We start from the raw sequence: 17349 nt of genomic DNA on the forward strand, positions 1-17349 counted from the left end.
TGAGGCTTATAAAATAAAAAAATATGAAGTGGATTCTTGAGCTAGTACTTACAGCTATTATTCTTTTCTTTGTCTGGAATATCCTTAGAAGGCTTTTTTTTAAGACTTTTTACAGTTACCGTTTCAACAATAACAATGATAAACAGCAGCAGGATATACAAAACTCAAAAAAGAATGCAAAGATCAATTGGGACGCAGAAACTGTGGACTACGAGGAAGTAAAAGAAACGAAGGATAAAAGGTAAAAATTCCAAGAAAATAAAAGATAATAACCAGCATGGCGAAAAATAAAAACTTAATTTATATTGCAATTTCATTAGTTGTATTTATAGTTTTAGCATTTTTATATTCCACTCCTGTTTTTACGGGAAAGCAACTTTTCCAGCATGACATTGTTCAGTACCGGGGAGGAGCAAAAGAACTTCTTGATTACAGAGCTAATAATGATAAAGAAACTTACTGGAGTGATTCCATGTTTGGGGGAATGCCTACCTACCAGATGGGTAGCCAGTTTAAGGGGGATATCATAAAAAAAATAGACAGTAATCTGAATTTCCTGCCAAGACCTGTTAATTATCTTTTTTTACTTTTTGCAGGATTTTTCCTTTTGGGAATGGTGGTGGTGAGAAACTGGAAGTACGCTCTGCTGGGGGCTACCTTCTTTGGTCTCTCAACTTATTTTTATATTATCATTGCAGCAGGACATAATGGTAAAGTAAATACGATTGAGTATTTTGCGCCTCTTTTAGCAGGTATATTACTGGTGTACATCAGAAAAAAATATATTACCGGATTTATCGTAACCACCCTGTTTATGGGACTTCAGATTGCTGCCAACCATCCACAGATGACCTACTATCTGTTCCTTGCATTAGGATTCCTCTTTATATCTGAATTGGTACGGGTTATCAAAAAGAAAACCCCGATGAAGCACTTTATTGTTTCTTCGGCTATTATAGCAGTATCATGTATCATCGGTGTCGGAATGAATTCGCAAAGGATCATGGCCAATTCCGAGTATATTAAAGAAACTGTACGCGGTAAACAAATCTTAAATACAGAAAGTCATACTGCCGGAAAATCCGGAATGGATAAAGAGAGTATGCTAATGTGGAGTTACGGAAGACTGGAAACACTAAACCTTTTTATTCCAAGATTAATGGGTGGAGGAAGCCAGGAACCTGAAGCCAAAGAGGTAATGAACCACATTCAGGAGATGATTCAGGAAAATGTTTCTTCTCAGGCAGAAATGGACAGGATTTCCAAAGGATTTGCAAGTGTTACCTACTGGGGTGACCAGCCGGGAACTTCGGGACCTGCCTATCAGGGAGCTATTGTTTGTTTTTTAGCTATTTTAGGATTCTTTTTTGCCGGAAAAAAATACCGCTACTGGATTTTAGGGGCTTCTATACTGACTATTCTGCTGGCATGGGGAAGCAACTTTATGCCATTGTCGGACTTCTTTATAGACTACGTTCCGTTTTACAATAAATTCAGAGCACCCTCTTCCATTCTTGTTATTGTTGAGCTCTTATTCCCGTTAATTGCAATTATTGGTTTGTATAAATTCTTTACAGATGAAAAATTGACAGAAGAATATAAAAAGAAAATTCTTTTTTATGTGAGTGGCGGGACACTAGGTTTGCTATTAATTCTTTTAATTTTTGGAAAGAGCATTCTTGGCTTTGCTACGGACAATGAAAAATTGTATTTCCCTCCTTTCCTATTAGACTATCTGGTAGATGAAAGATTCAAATTATTTAAAGTTGATGCATTAAAAGCATTTATCTATGTAGCAATAGCTGCTGTGGCTTTATTCCTCACGATGAAGAAAAAGCTAAATCAGAATATCGCATTGGTCATTATAGGTGTTGTAAGCTTATTTGATCTATGGACTGTAAACAAACGCTATCTGAATGACGACAATTATGTAGATAAAGTATTTGCAGAAAATCCTTTTCAGACGGAAAGCTCGGATCTTCTTGCTGAAAAAGTACAGGCAAATCCAAATCTTGGTTCTATTCTGGCCAATGTGAATGTCAACAAAACATTGGAAACCATTGCTGAAAAAGACAAAACACACTACAGGATTTTCAATAATATTCTTGGAACTTTCAGTGAAACGAATACTTCTTATTTCAAATCTTCAATTGGTGGTTATCATGCGGTAAAACTAAGAAGATATGATGATGTGATCAATGAATATTTCCAGATTATGGATTCTGTAAAAGTTCCTAATATGCTCAACCTTTTAAATGCAAAATACTGGGTTGTAGGGGGACCGGAAAAACCTCAGGTCATTCCTAATACAAAAGCTAATGGAAATGCATGGTTCGTATCAGAAGTTAAAGTGGCCAATACTCCGAACGAAGAACTAAAGCTGATCGGAGAGGTTGACACCAAAAAAATTGCAATTGTAGGAAAAGAAGACGGTAAACCTTTTTTAGAAAGAGATAAATTTATCCTACCCGATTCTACAGCATTCATTAATCTAACCAAATATCAGCCTAACGAATTAGAGTTTAAATCTAAATCTAAAACACCACAATTGGCGGTATTCTCAGAAATTTACTATCCTCACGGATGGAAAATGTTTATCGACGAAAAAGAAGTCCCTTATATCAAGGCAGATTATCTTCTTCGTGCGGTTCAGATTCCTGCAGGGGAACATCATATCAGAATGGTCTTTGAACCTGAAGTGATCGAAAAAGGAAAATGGATTTCTTTATTTTGCTTCGGATTATTTATCGCATTAAGTGCCTTTGGGATTTTCTGGATGAATAAAAAGAAGAAGGAAGCCTTAACCGAGGAAAAAGTTTAAATTATTTTTATACCCGATCATCTTAATTGCTGGTTAAAAAACATATTAAGATGACCGGCATTTATCTCTGCAATATTTCCATCCATGGAAGAGAAGAAAGTCCTTATTATTACTTATTACTGGCCTCCCGCAGGAGGTCCTGGTGTTCAGAGGTGGTTGAAGTTCGCAAAATATTTACCTGATTTTGGGTGGAAACCTATTATTTACACTCCGGAAAATCCGAGTTACCCGTTATTGGATGAAAGCTTGCTGAAAGAAGTTCCAAGAGACCTGAAAATTGTAAAAACAACAATCTGGGAACCTTACCAGCTTGCTGAAAAACTAAATAAAAGTAATAAGAAGTTTAAGGCCGGCCAATTTGATGTAGGCAAAAACCAAAGCTTGAAATCTAAGCTTTCCATTTGGGTAAGGGGAAACTTTTTCATTCCTGATGCAAGAGTTTTTTGGGTAAAACCATCGGTTAAATTCCTGGAACATTATATAAAAGAAAACAAAATTGATTTCATTGTAACTTCAGGTCCTCCCCACTCTTTACATCTTATAGGCTTACAACTTAAAAAGAAGTTTTCCACACTAAAATGGATTGCAGATTTCAGGGATCCGTGGACAGAAATCTCCTATTATAAGCATCTCAAACTTACCAAAAGATCTGATCAGAAACACAGAAAACTGGAAAGTGAAGTTTTCAGAAATGCAGACATTACCCTTGCAACCAGTTATACAGATGCTGAAAATTTCCGAAAAAAGGGTGCTAATGCAGTTTGCATTACAAATGGATTCGATGAAAGTGATGCTGTATCTATTGAACAAAATCTCGAAATTCCACAATTACAGAATACTAAGACCGAGGATAATCAAACACATTTCACCTTGAGCTACATTGGTGTTCTGGAACAGCTTCGTAACCCTGAAAATTTATGGACGGTCCTGGATCATCTTATAGAAACAGATTCATCATTTGCCCAACATTTTATATTAAAATTCGCAGGAAGAATCGATGACAGGATTCTTGAAACCTTAAACAATTCCAGTTTAAAAAAACACATTCATGATTTGGGATACCTTTCTCATGAAAAAGCCATTGAAGAAATGAAATCTTCAGACATGCTTTTAATCACGAATTTTCCTAACGAATCTTCTAAAGGAATTATTCCCGGAAAAATATTTGAATACCTGGCTACCGGCAAACAGATCATTTCGTTTGGTCCTGCCGATGCTGATGTATCAAAAATATTGGATGATACAAATGCAGGAAAGCACTTCAGTTATCAGGATTCGGATAACATAAAAGACTTTATACTTGAAAAATACACGTTGTGGAAAAAAGGAAATCTTCTCGAAAACACTCAAAATATTGAAAAGTTCTCAAGAAGAAATCTTGCTAAAAATTTATCTGAAATATTGGATCAGACAGTCCACTGATCATTAATTACAGCTATTATATAATATTTTCCTTCAAACTCTTCATATACAAAACGAAGAGTCTTCCAGTCCATTTCCCCGTATTTTTCTGTTCCTTTAATATAATTCTCTGTGAAATCATGGCCGGGGTAAATTTCTTTTAAATTATTAAGAGAATTTCCTCCTCCCTGAAATTCATTAAAAGAATAAGTGGAACGTGTAAAATCTTTTGAGAAAACCCATTTTTCAAGATAATCCTTTATAGTCTCTTTATACAGTTCTCCTGATCCATCATGAGATCCCCAGGTAAACTGCGTTTTCGTTTGAACATACTTTTCAAAGTCTGCTTTGGAAAAATGTTTATCATCTTTGAGATCTACAAAAGCATACATAGAAAAACGAATACCTTTCTGGGGATGGATGAACTCTGAAAATTTCTGATAATCCTTGTTTTTTAAGGCTTGCAGAATTTCATCATTTGTTTTCTTTATGATATCTTTCTTTTCTGCCTCACTCATTTTCGGAACAGCAACAGTGTCAGTTTTCACGTGGCCAGCAGAGTCTGTTGTATTTATGGTAGGATTTGCTGTATTCTTTTTACAAGCTACAAGGCTTATGATCAATAATAGTGGAATGAATAACTTCTTCATCTTTTTTAATGTTAATTACAGAAAATCACCAAAACTAATGCCAGAAAAATAAGTAAATTTGTTATATGGAAGTTTTAGATATCCTCATTATCGGAGGAGGACCTATCGGATTGAATTGTGCCTTAGAGGCGCAAAAAAACAATCTCTCTTACATCATTATCGAAAAAGGAACAATTGTCAACTCCCTGTACAATTATCCTTTGTATATGCGTTTTTTTTCTACAGCTGAAAAACTGGAAATTGCCGAAATTCCGTTTATATCAGCGGCCCCTAAACCAGGCAGGCAGGAAGCTCTGGAATATTACCAGGGAATCACGAGACAGAAGAACCTCAACATTCGTCTTTATGAAAAAGTAATCAGAGTTTCTAAAAAAAATGAGATTTTTGAGATTGAATCTTCCAAATCCATATACTATGCAAAGAATGTGATCATTTCAACCGGATTTTACGACATCCCTAACCTGATGAATATTCCCGGGGAAGACTTACAGAAAGTCAGACATTACTATTCCGAACCTTATCCGTATGCCAAGCAAAAGATTGTTGTTGTAGGTTCAAGCAATTCAGCTGTAGATGCCGCGCTGGAAACATACCGCAAGGGCGCGGAGGTTACCATGATCGTACGCCAATCCGAAATATCGAAAAGTGTAAAATATTGGGTAAAACCCGATATTGAAAACAGGATTGCAGAAGGAAGTATTACCGCTCATTTTAATTCTGAATTGATAGAAATCAAAGAACATAGCGTTGTATTTAAAGATAAAAACGGAGAGATCAATGAAATTCAAAATGATTTTGTTCTCGCTATGACCGGATATCTGCCGGACTTTGGTTTCCTGATCAATGCAGGAATTGAGCTACAGGGAGAATGTCTCAATCCTGTATACGACCCTGAAACCATGGAAACAAATATTCAAAACCTCTATCTTGCAGGCGTGGTTTGTGGTGGAAAAGACACGCATTTATGGTTTATTGAAAACTCAAGGATCCACGCTGATATGATTATAAAGAATATCCTAAAAACAAGGGAAAATTAATAGCTTAAATTTTCGGCAATATTTCAAAAGTCAGCCTTTACACCCAAAATAAAATTCCGTCGGGCAGCAGGATTATAAAAACGATTTCCAAAAGCATTGGTATCAAATCCTAAAACATAATCTGTATTGTAAAGATTTTGAATCTGAAGGTATACGTTCAGCTTAGTCTTTTCAAAATAGACGGGAATTCCCAGTTGTATATTTCCAACGATACTAGATTCAGACCAGACAGAATTGGGGTCATTTAAAGGAATCTTCGAAGTATAGAAATGAGAGTAATCTACAGAAACTTTCCTTAACACAATAAAATTAAATAAACTGCTTATCGTAGTTGACGGAACACCCGTTACATCATTTCCGGAAAAATTCTGATTTCCCTGCGCATAATTTTCAAACCTGAACCGGTAAAAACTACCTGAAAATCTGAACTTAAACCTGTTAAAAGTAGTATTATTTACATTAAAGCCTTTTGATTCTATCAAGACTTCTACCCCTCTTTGCTTGATATTTCCCTGATTAATAAAAAACTCCTCGCCTTTCTCATTCTGTCTCCTTACAATAGCATCCATCATCCGAAAATCGAAATAGTTTCCTTCCAGAAATAAAAAATTACCGAACTGCTTACGGATCCCAATTTCCTTATTCCATCCATATTCAGGAACAAGGTCCAGATTAAATTCCTGATTAGAAGAACGGATTTCTTCATTAGTAGGTGCTGAATTTCCTTTCCCGATCTTAGCTCTTACTGAAAGTCCTTTTCCCAAAACATAAGTAAGCCCGATATTGGGAAGCCATTGTTTTCTGAAATGTACTTTTCCACTGCTTGTTCCTGGATAAAGCCTTTCCCATTCATAAGAATTGGCGTTCAGGCTAACAGATATATCCGTATATAATCTCTCATTAAAATTTAGTTTCTGGGACAGAAAATAAAATCCGGAAGTACTCTTAAGGTTATCAAAATTTTGAAAGTCTTTTTTTATTCCCTTAATATTGTCATAGTTTCTGACCATTATCGAATTGCTACCTCCTTCAAATCCTAAGCGCCATTCTGCTGTAATCTTGTTCCAGTGTTCTTCATAATTGAGGTGTGTCCTTATGGCAAAGTTTTTTTCAAACCTCCTTTCATAATTGGTAATAAAAGGATTTGAAAAATCTACATAAGAGCCCTGCACCATTATAAAATGGGAAAATTTAGGACTCAAGCTGAATTGATTTGAAACACCTGCCAGTAACATTTTATTCCGTATGCCCGCGTCTTGTTCCACGGCACCGGGAAGTGTGGATGTTGCCGGCCTTGCCTGTTTCCTATCTCTTTGCATCTGCTCTAAAGTAAGTCCTCCGGGAGTTTGGTAGTCCAGATCTGAAAACAGAACCATCGCATTCATAGTCGCTTTCTCACTATATTGAAAACGGTCTTTTAAAAAAAATTGTTTTCTTTCGATAGCTGATTGCTCACGGTAAGAATCACTCCGATAATAATTTTGAAAAACTTCGAGAAAATGTTTTCCAAGCTGTTTTGAAAAATTAAAGCTTTGATTCAATGTTCCGTAACTGCCTATTGAAATATTTGCTGATGTATTTTCCGAAGACCTCGTTTTAAGAAGAAGGGTTCCTCCTGTAGCTGCACCATAATCTCCACCCTCCGGTCCTTTGTAGATCTCCATCCTATTAATAAGTTCAGGAGAAATAATATTAAAATAAGTATTTCCCGATGCGTCAGAAAGGATAAAATCATCAAGATATACTTTAATATTACGTACCCCAAATGGAGACCTCAGCGTACTGCCACGAACAGAAATCCTGTAACTTCCCGGGGAACGCTCTTCCATTCTTGCTCCGGCAATTTGATTAACCGATTCCAGAAGCCGTTCCGGTGTATTCTGGCTCAAAAGATCTTGAGTAATGACAGCAACAGATTTTGTCGAACGTAAGTATGAAGATGGTTTTTTATAGGCATCAATTTTGATTTCCGAAATCAATTCAGCAGAATCTCTTATTTGGGAAGAGAAAAATGAACTGCAAATGATAAAGAATAAAAAACTGATCCTCACCATTCTACAAATCTAATAAATGATTTCTTAATCAGCCTCTTCTTTCGATTTTTTTTCAGATAACATCCATGGAACAATAAAATAAAAAGCAACTGCAATAAGAGCAGCGAGGGTTCCTGTTCCCAACCATAAAACCTTAAATCCCAATTTCTCTGCAATCAAAGTTCCTACATAGGGAGTAACAATAAAAGCTATAGAAAATGATATCCCGTTCAATCCCATATAAGCACCTTTATTATTAGAACCTGACCTTAAAGCTGTAATCGTAGACATAAAAGGTAAGGTCCAAATTTCACCGACGCATAGCATTGTCATGGAAATAAGCAACGTTAGCATTGTGTAATCAAAAGCAAGCATCGCGTATGAAAATCCACAGAGCAAAGTTCCTACCAGCATGGTGATTCCCAAGGTAAAATATTTCTCAGCAATCTGAACAAAAGCCATTTCAAGCAATACAATCAAGAAACCGCTATATCCTAAAAGATATCCTATATGTTCCTGGCTAAGGTGAGCTGTATCCTTATAAAATATCGTAAGTGTGCTGAAAAGCTGGAAAAAACATATCGCAAACAACATACAGAAGAAACAATACAGCAGAAACTTTCCGTCCCGGTAAGGAGATCCTTCTTTAACATGAACGGTGCTTTTTTTCATGTTTTGGGCTTTCCTCAGGGCTAATGTATTTCTCTTTTTAAAGAACACAATATAAGTGATACCAGCTATTAATGCAGCCAAGGCATTACTGTAAAAAAGAAATTCATAAGAAATGGCCGATAAAATACCTCCTAAAGCCGGTCCTATAGAAAACCCCAGATTCACGGCCATTCTGTTTAAGGAAAATGCCCGGGTAATATTTTCAGGTCTTGCATATTTGGTGATTGCTACCGAATTGGCAGGACGAAACGTTTCACTTACAATACTTTGTGCAAGGATAATCCCCGCTAATCCAACCTCGGTCGTAAAAAGAGGAATCATACAAAACAAAGGTACGCTAAGGAGCAAACTTAGACTTTGAACTCTATACTCTCCGATCTTATCCGTGATCATTCCTCCCAGCCATGAACCCAATACCGACCCAATTCCAAAAAAACTCAAAACAACACCTGAGTTCTCTATGCTGAAATGTAAATGCGCAGTCATATACACTCCTAAAAATGGGAGTACCATTGATCCGGCACGATTGATGAGCATTACCAACGCCAGCATCCAGCTTTCCTGAGACAGTCCTTTAAAAGAACTTGTATAGATCTTAATTAATTTCACGGGAATAAATTCTTGGGAACGGTTTTCGAAGACACAAAATTAGGCAAATTAAGTCAGAGCATGGTCCTTAAATTTATTTTCTCTGAAAAATAATTGAATCCCCGATTGCAGGAACCATTCAATATAAAAATAATTCAATTGATAATCCAACGGGTTCCTTTACAAATTTTGTAAATTGCAGATAAACCTTGTTGAACAAATACAAATGTAAATCAACAATTTTTCACTATCCAAATTAATTCCATTATTAATGACCACCAAAACAAAATTGTATGAATTTTAAAAATGTAACTGTTGCGGGCAGTGGTGTATTGGGATACCAAATCGCTTTCCAGGCAGCTTTCCATGGTTTTAATGTAACCGTTTATGATATCAGTGACGAAATTTTAGAAAAGGCAAAGGAAAAATTCAATATACTCAGTGAAGCTTTTACAAAAGACTTAAAAGCAACAAAAAACCAGCTGGACGCAGCATTCACAAATCTTACTTATACATCTGACCTGGCAGCATCTGTACAAAATGCAGACCTTTTGATAGAAGCCGTACCCGAAAACCCGAAAATTAAAATCGATTTTTACAGGAGTGTAGCAAAATTAGCTCCTGAAAAAACCATCTTCGCAACGAATTCGTCATCATTACTACCCAGTCAGTTTGCTAAAAAAACAGGAAGACCGGAAAAGTTTATTGCACTACATTTTGCCAATGAAATCTGGAAACATAACACAGCAGAAGTTATGGGACATCCGGGGACCTCTTCTAAAGTGTTTGATGATATCATGGAATTTGCAAAAGCCATTGGAATGGTCGCATTACCTATTTATAAAGAACAACCCGGCTATATTGTCAACTCATTGTTGATGCCGTTACTAAGCTCTGCATTGGAATTATGGGTAAATAAAGTATCAGATATCAAAACTATTGATAAAACATGGATGGTGGCCACCGGAGCACCAATGGGTCCTTTTGGGATATTGGATGTTGTAGGCATTACTACTGTTTATAATATTAATAAAATTGCAGCAGATTCTTCCAGATCACCTGTAATGCTTAAAATATCAAAAAAATTAAAAAAGGAATATATTGATAAAGGAAAATTAGGTGCCATAAGCGGTAAAGGCTTTTATAACTATCCCAATCCTGCGTACGGGAAAAAAAATTTCCTGAAGTAGTTTCTCTCGTTCTTATACGGGTAAAACAATAATAAAAAACAGGATCTATTTTGTAGATCCTGTTTTTTTTATATGATAAGAAACTTATTCTGGTTTATAAGAATCTTTCAGTGTCACGGTACGGTTAAATACCAGGTTCCCTTCAGTCGAATCCTGATCTTTCGTAAAATATCCAATTCTCTGGAATTGAAGCGGCTCTCCTACTGCAACATCTTTAAGGCCCGGCTCCGCAAAACCTTGAATAACAGAAACAGATTCAGGGTTCACAAAGTTAAGGAAGTCCACATCTTTTTCTGCATCAGGTTGCTCAACGGTAAATAGCTGATCATAAATTCTTACCTCCACCGGAATTGCATGGTTTGCTGATACCCAATGTAAGGTTCCTTTTACTTTTCTCAAGCTTTCTTCTGTTCCGCTTCCTGACTTGCTCTTTTCATCATACGTTGCATAGATGGTCGTAATCTCTCCGTTTTCATCTTTCTCTACTCTTTCAGCTTTGATGATATATGCAGATTTCAAACGAACTTCACCTCCTAATTTTAACCTGAAGAATTTATTATTTGCTTCTTCTTTAAAGTCTTCACGTTCAATATATAGTTCTCGTGAGAAAGGAATTTCTCTCGTTCCGGCATTTTCCTGCTCCGGATTGTTTTCAGTCTCCAACCACTCTTCTTTACCTTCCGGATAGTTTTCAATCACTAATTTTACAGGATCAACTACGGCCATAACACGTTTAGCTACTTTATTCAGGTCCTCACGAACGCAGAAATCCAATAGCTGAATCTCAATAAGGTTTTCTCTTTTGGCTACTCCTACTTTTTCAATAAAATTCCTAATGGATGTAGGGGTAAATCCTTTTCTTCGCATTCCTGAAATTGTAGGCATTCTTGGGTCATCCCATCCTGTTACTACTTTTTCAGCAACTAATCTCTGTAGCTTTCTTTTGGATGTAATCATATAGGATACATTCATCCTTGCAAATTCTCTCTGCTTCGGAGCTACTTTAGGCTCTTCATATACCTGATCCAGATACCAGTTATACAATGGTCTGTGATTTTCAAACTCCAAAGAACATAAAGAATGTGACACTTGTTCCAAATAATCTGACTCTCCATGAGCCCAGTCATACATCGGATAGATTTTCCAGTCGGTTCCTGTTCTGTGGTGAGGTCTTTTCAGAATTCTGTACATTACAGGATCACGCATATTCATATTAGGAGAAACCATATCAATTTTTGCACGAAGGGACATCGTACCTTCTTCAAACTCTCCGTTTTTCATTCTCTCGAATAAATCCAAAGATTCTTCAACAGGACGGTTTCTGAAAGGGCTTTCCACTCCGGGTTCAGTTGGATTTTTTCTTTGTTCTGTAATCACTTCAGACGGTTGCTCGTCCACATATGCTTTTCCTTCTTTGATTAATCTTACGGCCCAGTCATAGAGCTGCTGGAAGTAGTCAGATGCGTACAATTCTTTATCCCATTTGAAACCTAGCCATTCTACATCTTTTTTAATAGAATCTACAAATTCCTGTTCTTCTTTTTCAGGATTTGTATCGTCGAAACGAAGGTTTACAGGAGCGTTGTATTTTTCTCCCAGTCCAAAGTTGATGCAGATGGCTTTGGTGTGCCCTACATGTAAATAACCATTTGGTTCTGGGGGAAAACGGAAACGGATTTGATCTCTGTTCAAACCATTTGCCAAATCATCTTCTATAATTTGTTCAATAAAATTGAGCGATTTTTTTTCTTCTTCCATTATTTAATTAAAAGTTAAAAGTTATATTTAAATATAACCCATTCGCAAATTTAGCGAAAATTTAGGGTTTATGAAAGGGCTGATTTAAAAGCATATTGACTAAAAATCCAATATTTTTTCCGAAATTTATACCACCAAAACCTATCACAAAATCATTATGGCTGTTTATATCTTAAGTAACAGGAAGATCGTCCGTCATAAAAACGAAACCGTTGATTCATTTTCCAATGATGAATATTCTATTCCTAATTTCAGAATCGCAAAATGTGATTTTACCAATTATACGGAACCAACTGCCCAGGAAAAGAGAAAAAAAAATTACACCAACAGGAATATATTAAATTATCAGCTTTTTTCAGAACCTGAAAAACAAGGATACCAGGAAGTCCTTGATGTTTTATTAAGCGAAAAAAATATCAAAAAATCAAAAGTTACAGCCGATAACCTGGGGGGAACCCAAAGGATGTTTTATGAATTGTATAAAAACATGTCTTCTACCAAATCCAGAAGTGACGTTTTAATATTTATCCATGGTTATGCCTACGATTTCGACGATGAACTGGAAGCTATTATTGATCTGAAAAAACTGTTTATCGATAGTCCGGAATCTCCAGTTGAGCATATCCTGTTTGTGAGCTGGCCGGCTTCAAGCAGTATTGTTCCGCTTACCTACTTTGACGATAAAGCATCCAGCATTAATTCCGGAACCTCATTAATGAGGCTGTTCTATTTTTACACTCAGTTCCTAAAGGATATTTTTTCCAACCGGGATTTAGCTCCGTGTAACCAGAGAATTCATCTGATGGCTCATTCCTTGGGAAACAGGGTGCTTCAAAGTATGCTGTACAGTCTTAAAAGCGAAAATATTCTGAGAGTAATTGATCAGGTTCTTTTATTGAATGCTGATGTAACTTATAAAGTATTTGAAGACTCTGAAGACTCCTTTAACAAACTTCCTTTACTTGCCAATCGCGTTTCAATTTATTTAAACCGAAAAGATGCCGTTCTAGGAATTTCCCAGTTTACCAAAAATATTCTCACTCCGAGACTGGGAAAAAACGGCCCCAGTGATATTGAAAAATTTAAAGATATTGTGTCTATTGTAGACTGTACCTTTATTGAGAACAACCTCAAAGATGGTTTAAAATTTGAGCTAGGAAACCACTGGGGATATCTCTCTAGTTCACAGGTACAAAATGACATTTTTCAGACCCTGAACGGAGTTGATAGAAACCTCATTACCAATAGAATAAGCAATTATGAAAATATTTTCACAATTGTATCAAAATAGTGACTTATACAAAATTAACAATAAAATAACAGAACAATAATTGCGAAAAATTCAATTTGGCACGAAGATTGCTTATATCTAAAGATAGAGAATTAATTAAAATTTCCGGTCATGAAAAAGTTTAAAGAAAAGGTTTCTATTTTAATAGAAAACATCAAAAAAACGATTTTCATAAATGATGAAGTTTAATCAATGTACACCAACAGAAAATAACACAATTTCATGTTGAAATCATGCTTTAAAAAGCAAGCGTTCCCCAATTAGTTCCAAATGATTGTCAAAATTATTAGTAAATAAGCCTCCGGTTCCTAAACCTTGAGGCATTTTACTATTTTTAGTATAGGTATACTGGGCTATTGCATTTAATCCTATATTACTTTCCAGCGCCGAAGTTATCCACCATCCTATATTATTTTGTTCTGCAAGAGAAATCCATTCGTCAGATCCCGAAAAACCTCCAATCAAAGACGGTTTAAGAATAATATATTGCGGTTTAATTGCTTCCAGTAGTTTATTCTTTTCGCCGGTATCAACAATTCCGATCAATTCCTCGTCCAGAGCAATTGGTGTTGGTGTATCGCTGCACAACATGGCCATATCATTCCAATTTCCAGCCTTAATAGGTTGTTCTATAGAATGAATATGTAAATCCGATAGCTGTTTTAAAACAGTCTTTGCTTCTCGTGTATTGAATCCTCCGTTCGCATCAACCCGCAATTCCAAACTGCTTTCCGGAAATTTCTTTCTCAATTTTTTCAGCACTTCATGTTCGGATTCCCAATCAACCCCTATTTTCAATTTAATGCAATGGAAACCTTTTTCAAGTTTTTCCCGGATCTGTTCTTCCATAAACCCGACACCTCCCATCCAGATTAGCCCATTGATCGTAATGGGAATCTGCCCCTGTGTAAATTGACTGGGAAAATAAAGATGTCCTCCATTCTTTAAATTAAGGATAGCCTGCTCGTATCCAATCCAGATGGATGGAAATTCTATTAACTCTTCTCTTAAGAATTCAGTAGTCTGCCCGATATTCTCACAAAGCCATTTGAGTTTTTCTTCATAATCTGGTCTGTCGTCAAAGCTTAGCCCTCTGAAAACGGCACACTCTCCCACTCCCTTTCTATCATTTTCCGAAATTTCAAGAATAAAAGTTTCTTTTTCATGCAAAACGCCACGAGATGTTCCACTCGGGCGTTTGAATTTTAATAAATATCTGAAGTATTTTGCGATCATTTATTTCACATTATCTATTCGCATAAATTCCTCTGCTTTTTCTACCATAGCAACACTTCCACAGAAAAATGGAATTCTCTGATGAAGCTCTGTAGGCTCAACTTCCAGAATTCTTCTGAATCCATCCGTTGCTTTTCCCCCAGCCTGCTCAGCAAGGAATGCCATAGGATTACATTCATAAAGCAGCCTTAGTTTACCATTAGGAGCTTGTGAATAAGAAGGATAAATATAAATCCCTCCTTTTAGCATATTTCTATGGAAATCAGCAACAAGAGAACCAATATATCTTGATGTGTAAGGGCGGTCACCTTCTTCCATCTGACAATATTTCAGATAGTTTTTAACTCCCTGAGGGAATTTAATATAGTTTCCTTCGTTGATAGAATAAATTTTCCCCGTTGCCGGAAATTTCATATTGGGATGAGAAAGATAATAAGTACCCAGAGAAGGATCCAAAGTAAATCCGTTCACTCCGTTTCCTGTGGTATATACAATCATTGTAGAAGATCCATAAATTACATAACCTGCTGCAATCTGGTTCACTCCTTTCTGAAGGAAATCTTCTAACTGAACAGGTGTGCCCGGCTCAGAAACTCTTCTGTAAATAGAAAAAATAGTTCCCACAGAAACATTCACATCAATATTTGAAGAACCATCAAGAGGATCAATCAAAACTACATACTTGCTAAGATGCCCATTTCCTACACATTTAATATCAATAAAGTCATCATTTTCTTCGGAAGCAATTCCACAAACTACCTCTCTTTGCGATAATGCCGTAATGAATATCTCATTAGCAAGGACATCCAGCTTCTGCTGCTCTTCCCCCTGAACATTCTCATTACCTGCTTTTCCAATGATATCTGCAATTCCTGCTTTATTTACTTCTCTGTTTACAACTTTTGAAGCCAATCTTATAGCACTTAGAAGTCGGGAAAGTTCCCCTGTAGAATACTGAAAATCTTCTTGTTTATCTATAATAAATTCTCCTAAAGTCTGCAACGATTGATCTGACATATTTTACTTTTTACGATTTGCCCAAATTTCGTAAAATTTATCACAATCTAAAAAAAATTCTTTCAAAAGCCATTACAATCTGTATATCAAATACATACAACATAACAAACATAACATATTGTCTTTAACCTTTGTATAATTGATTCCCGTTTTCGCTCCCAGCTAAATTTCATCAATTCACACTATTATTAACAATATAGCATCATTACGTCGAGATAATATTAATAAATCTGGAATAATATTGCATAAAATCCATTCATCTTATCATTTATCATAAAAATCTTTATCTCATCCTACCCTTCGGGTATTTCATATCTCATTGTAAATTTATAATTTTGACCTCCGTAAAAAACTCAACTATTTTTTATCTAACAATTTTATTTTTAATATTTTAATGAAAATTTTCAAGTTTGGTGGAGCATCTGTAAAAGATGCTGAAAGCGTAAAGAATGTGTCAATGGTTTTAAAAAGCCAGGGATTTGCCAAATGTTTGCTGGTAATTTCAGCAATGGGCAAAACGACGAATGAATTGGAAAAGGTTGTGGAGCTTTATTTCAAGAAGGAAAACTATCAAACTGAAATTAAGATTATTAAACAGAAACATATTGAAATTGCTGAAGGGCTTTTTCAGGAAAATCATCCTGTATTTGCAGAAATCAATTTATTTTTTGACGACCTTGATTCTTTTTTAAGAAGAAATAAGTCGCCTAATTACAATTTCGTTTACGATCAGGTGGTAAGCTGTGGAGAAATGATTTCTACAAAGATAGTAAGTGAATATCTGAATGAAATACAGTTTATCAATCAGTGGCTGGATGCCAGAGATTATATTAAAACAGATAATTCTTACAGGGATGGTAATGTAGATTGGAAAAAAACAGAGGAATTTATTTCTACCCTGAATTCTGAAATTTGTTATGTAACGCAAGGATTTATTGGATCCGATGAAAATAACTTCACGGTAACATTAGGAAGAGAGGGTTCAGATTATTCTGCTGCTATTTTTGCTTATTGTATGAATGCAGAGGCAATGACCATATGGAAAGATGTACCAGGCGTAATGACAGGGGACCCGAGAAAATTTAAGGATGTTACCCTTCTTTCCAATATTTCATATGAAGAAGCAATCGAAATGGCTTATTACGGAGCGAGTGTAATTCACCCGAAAACCCTTCAACCACTACAGCAAAAAAGCATTCCTTTCTACGTAAAATCTTTTGTAGATCCTACAAAAGAAGGAACAAAAGTAGGAGCTTCAGAAAAAAACCAGCACGAAGAAACATATATTTTAAAAGAAAATCAGAATCTTTTAAAAATATCTACAAGGGATTTTTCATTTATTGCAGAAGATCACATGAGTCAAATCTTCAGTCTTTTGTCAAGACATAAAATTAAAGTTTCCTTGATGCAGAATTCTGCAATTTCACTAGCTTTATGTTTGGAAGATAAATTCAATGCAATTGATGAGCTGAATGAAGAACTACAGAAAGATTTCAGAACTGATGTAGTTAAAAATGTGTCCTTATTCACTGTAAGAAATGCGAAGATGGATAACATTGATAAATTTTACCAGGAAAAAAGTGTATTATTGGAACAGATTTCAAAGAATACGCTTCAGATGGTAACACAATAAATATAATTGCGACTAAACACAT

General features: G+C 35.7%; 13 protein-coding genes. 7 read left to right on the plus strand and 6 right to left on the minus strand.

All coding sequences use genetic code 11. The annotated features are described in order from the left end of the window. Window positions 1–23 precede the first annotated feature (23 nt). The 3 genes from MTQ00_RS09805 to MTQ00_RS09815 all read left to right on the plus strand — a co-directional run bounded on the left by MTQ00_RS09805 (window position 24) and on the right by MTQ00_RS09815 (window position 4243). Window positions 24–245 carry a hypothetical protein gene (locus MTQ00_RS09805; RefSeq protein WP_273648664.1) on the plus strand — a complete coding sequence of 74 codons (222 nt, stop codon included), beginning with the start codon at window positions 24–26 and terminating at the stop codon, window positions 243–245. Between the two features lie 32 nt (window positions 246–277). Further along, on the plus strand, window positions 278–2821 hold the full coding sequence (locus tag MTQ00_RS09810) for a YfhO family protein (RefSeq protein ID WP_273648666.1): 2544 nt from the start codon (window positions 278–280) through the stop codon (window positions 2819–2821). Window positions 2822–2905: 84 nt separating this feature from the next. Then, a complete protein-coding gene (locus MTQ00_RS09815; RefSeq protein WP_273648667.1) occupies window positions 2906–4243 on the plus strand; it encodes a glycosyl transferase family 1 in 1338 nt (445 codons plus the stop codon). On the opposite strand, the gene MTQ00_RS09820 is transcribed toward MTQ00_RS09815, so the two are convergent. Further along, window positions 4228–4872, minus strand: coding sequence for a hypothetical protein (locus tag MTQ00_RS09820; protein WP_273648669.1), 645 nt, complete (start codon window positions 4870–4872; stop codon window positions 4228–4230). The genes MTQ00_RS09815 and MTQ00_RS09820 overlap by 16 nt on opposite strands. A 65-nt stretch (window positions 4873–4937) precedes the next feature. On the opposite strand from MTQ00_RS09820, the gene MTQ00_RS09825 reads away from it, so the two are divergent. After that, a complete protein-coding gene (locus MTQ00_RS09825) occupies window positions 4938–5909 on the plus strand; it encodes a YpdA family putative bacillithiol disulfide reductase (RefSeq protein WP_273648671.1) in 972 nt (323 codons plus the stop codon). 23 nt (window positions 5910–5932) lie between these two features. Here the strand turns inward: MTQ00_RS09825 and MTQ00_RS09830 are convergent, their stop codons facing one another. After that, window positions 5933–7963 carry a TonB-dependent receptor gene (locus MTQ00_RS09830; protein WP_273648672.1) on the minus strand — a complete coding sequence of 677 codons (2031 nt, stop codon included), beginning with the start codon at window positions 7961–7963 and terminating at the stop codon, window positions 5933–5935. A gap of 24 nt (window positions 7964–7987) precedes the next feature. Continuing rightward, window positions 7988–9166, minus strand: a complete 1179-nt coding sequence (locus MTQ00_RS09835; protein ID WP_172279731.1) for an MFS transporter — start codon at window positions 9164–9166, stop codon at window positions 7988–7990. A 329-nt stretch (window positions 9167–9495) separates the two neighbouring features. On the opposite strand from MTQ00_RS09835, the gene MTQ00_RS09840 reads away from it, so the two are divergent. Continuing rightward, on the plus strand, window positions 9496–10392 hold the full coding sequence (locus MTQ00_RS09840) for a 3-hydroxyacyl-CoA dehydrogenase (protein WP_273648675.1): 897 nt from the start codon (window positions 9496–9498) through the stop codon (window positions 10390–10392). A gap of 84 nt (window positions 10393–10476) precedes the next feature. Here the strand turns inward: MTQ00_RS09840 and MTQ00_RS09845 are convergent, their stop codons facing one another. Continuing rightward, entirely contained in the window at window positions 10477–12150 is a 1674-nt protein-coding gene (locus tag MTQ00_RS09845) for a glutamine--tRNA ligase/YqeY domain fusion protein (protein ID WP_273648677.1), read from the minus strand. A 157-nt stretch (window positions 12151–12307) separates the two neighbouring features. Between MTQ00_RS09845 and MTQ00_RS09850 the strand changes: the two genes are divergently transcribed. Then, entirely contained in the window at window positions 12308–13441 is a 1134-nt protein-coding gene (locus MTQ00_RS09850; RefSeq protein WP_273648679.1) for an alpha/beta hydrolase, read from the plus strand. Window positions 13442–13672: 231 nt separating this feature from the next. Here the strand turns inward: MTQ00_RS09850 and MTQ00_RS09855 are convergent, their stop codons facing one another. Both MTQ00_RS09855 and fbp read right to left on the minus strand, forming a co-directional pair. Continuing rightward, window positions 13673–14677 (minus strand): o-succinylbenzoate synthase, encoded by a 1005-nt coding sequence (locus tag MTQ00_RS09855; protein ID WP_273648681.1) that lies wholly within the window; start codon window positions 14675–14677, stop codon window positions 13673–13675. Beyond that, on the minus strand, window positions 14678–15694 hold the full coding sequence (fbp, locus tag MTQ00_RS09860; protein ID WP_273648683.1) for a class 1 fructose-bisphosphatase: 1017 nt from the start codon (window positions 15692–15694) through the stop codon (window positions 14678–14680). Between the two features lie 394 nt (window positions 15695–16088). Here fbp and MTQ00_RS09865 point away from each other — a divergent pair, with 394 nt between their 5' ends. Next, the gene (locus MTQ00_RS09865) at window positions 16089–17327 is read left to right on the plus strand and encodes an aspartate kinase (RefSeq protein ID WP_273648684.1); all 1239 of its coding nucleotides are present in this window, start codon (window positions 16089–16091) and stop codon (window positions 17325–17327) included. Window positions 17328–17349: the final 22 nt, after the last annotated feature.

The sequence above is a fragment of the Chryseobacterium sp. B21-037 genome, assembly GCF_028570785.1.
In the GTDB taxonomy this organism is placed as follows: domain Bacteria; phylum Bacteroidota; class Bacteroidia; order Flavobacteriales; family Weeksellaceae; genus Chryseobacterium; species Chryseobacterium proteolyticum.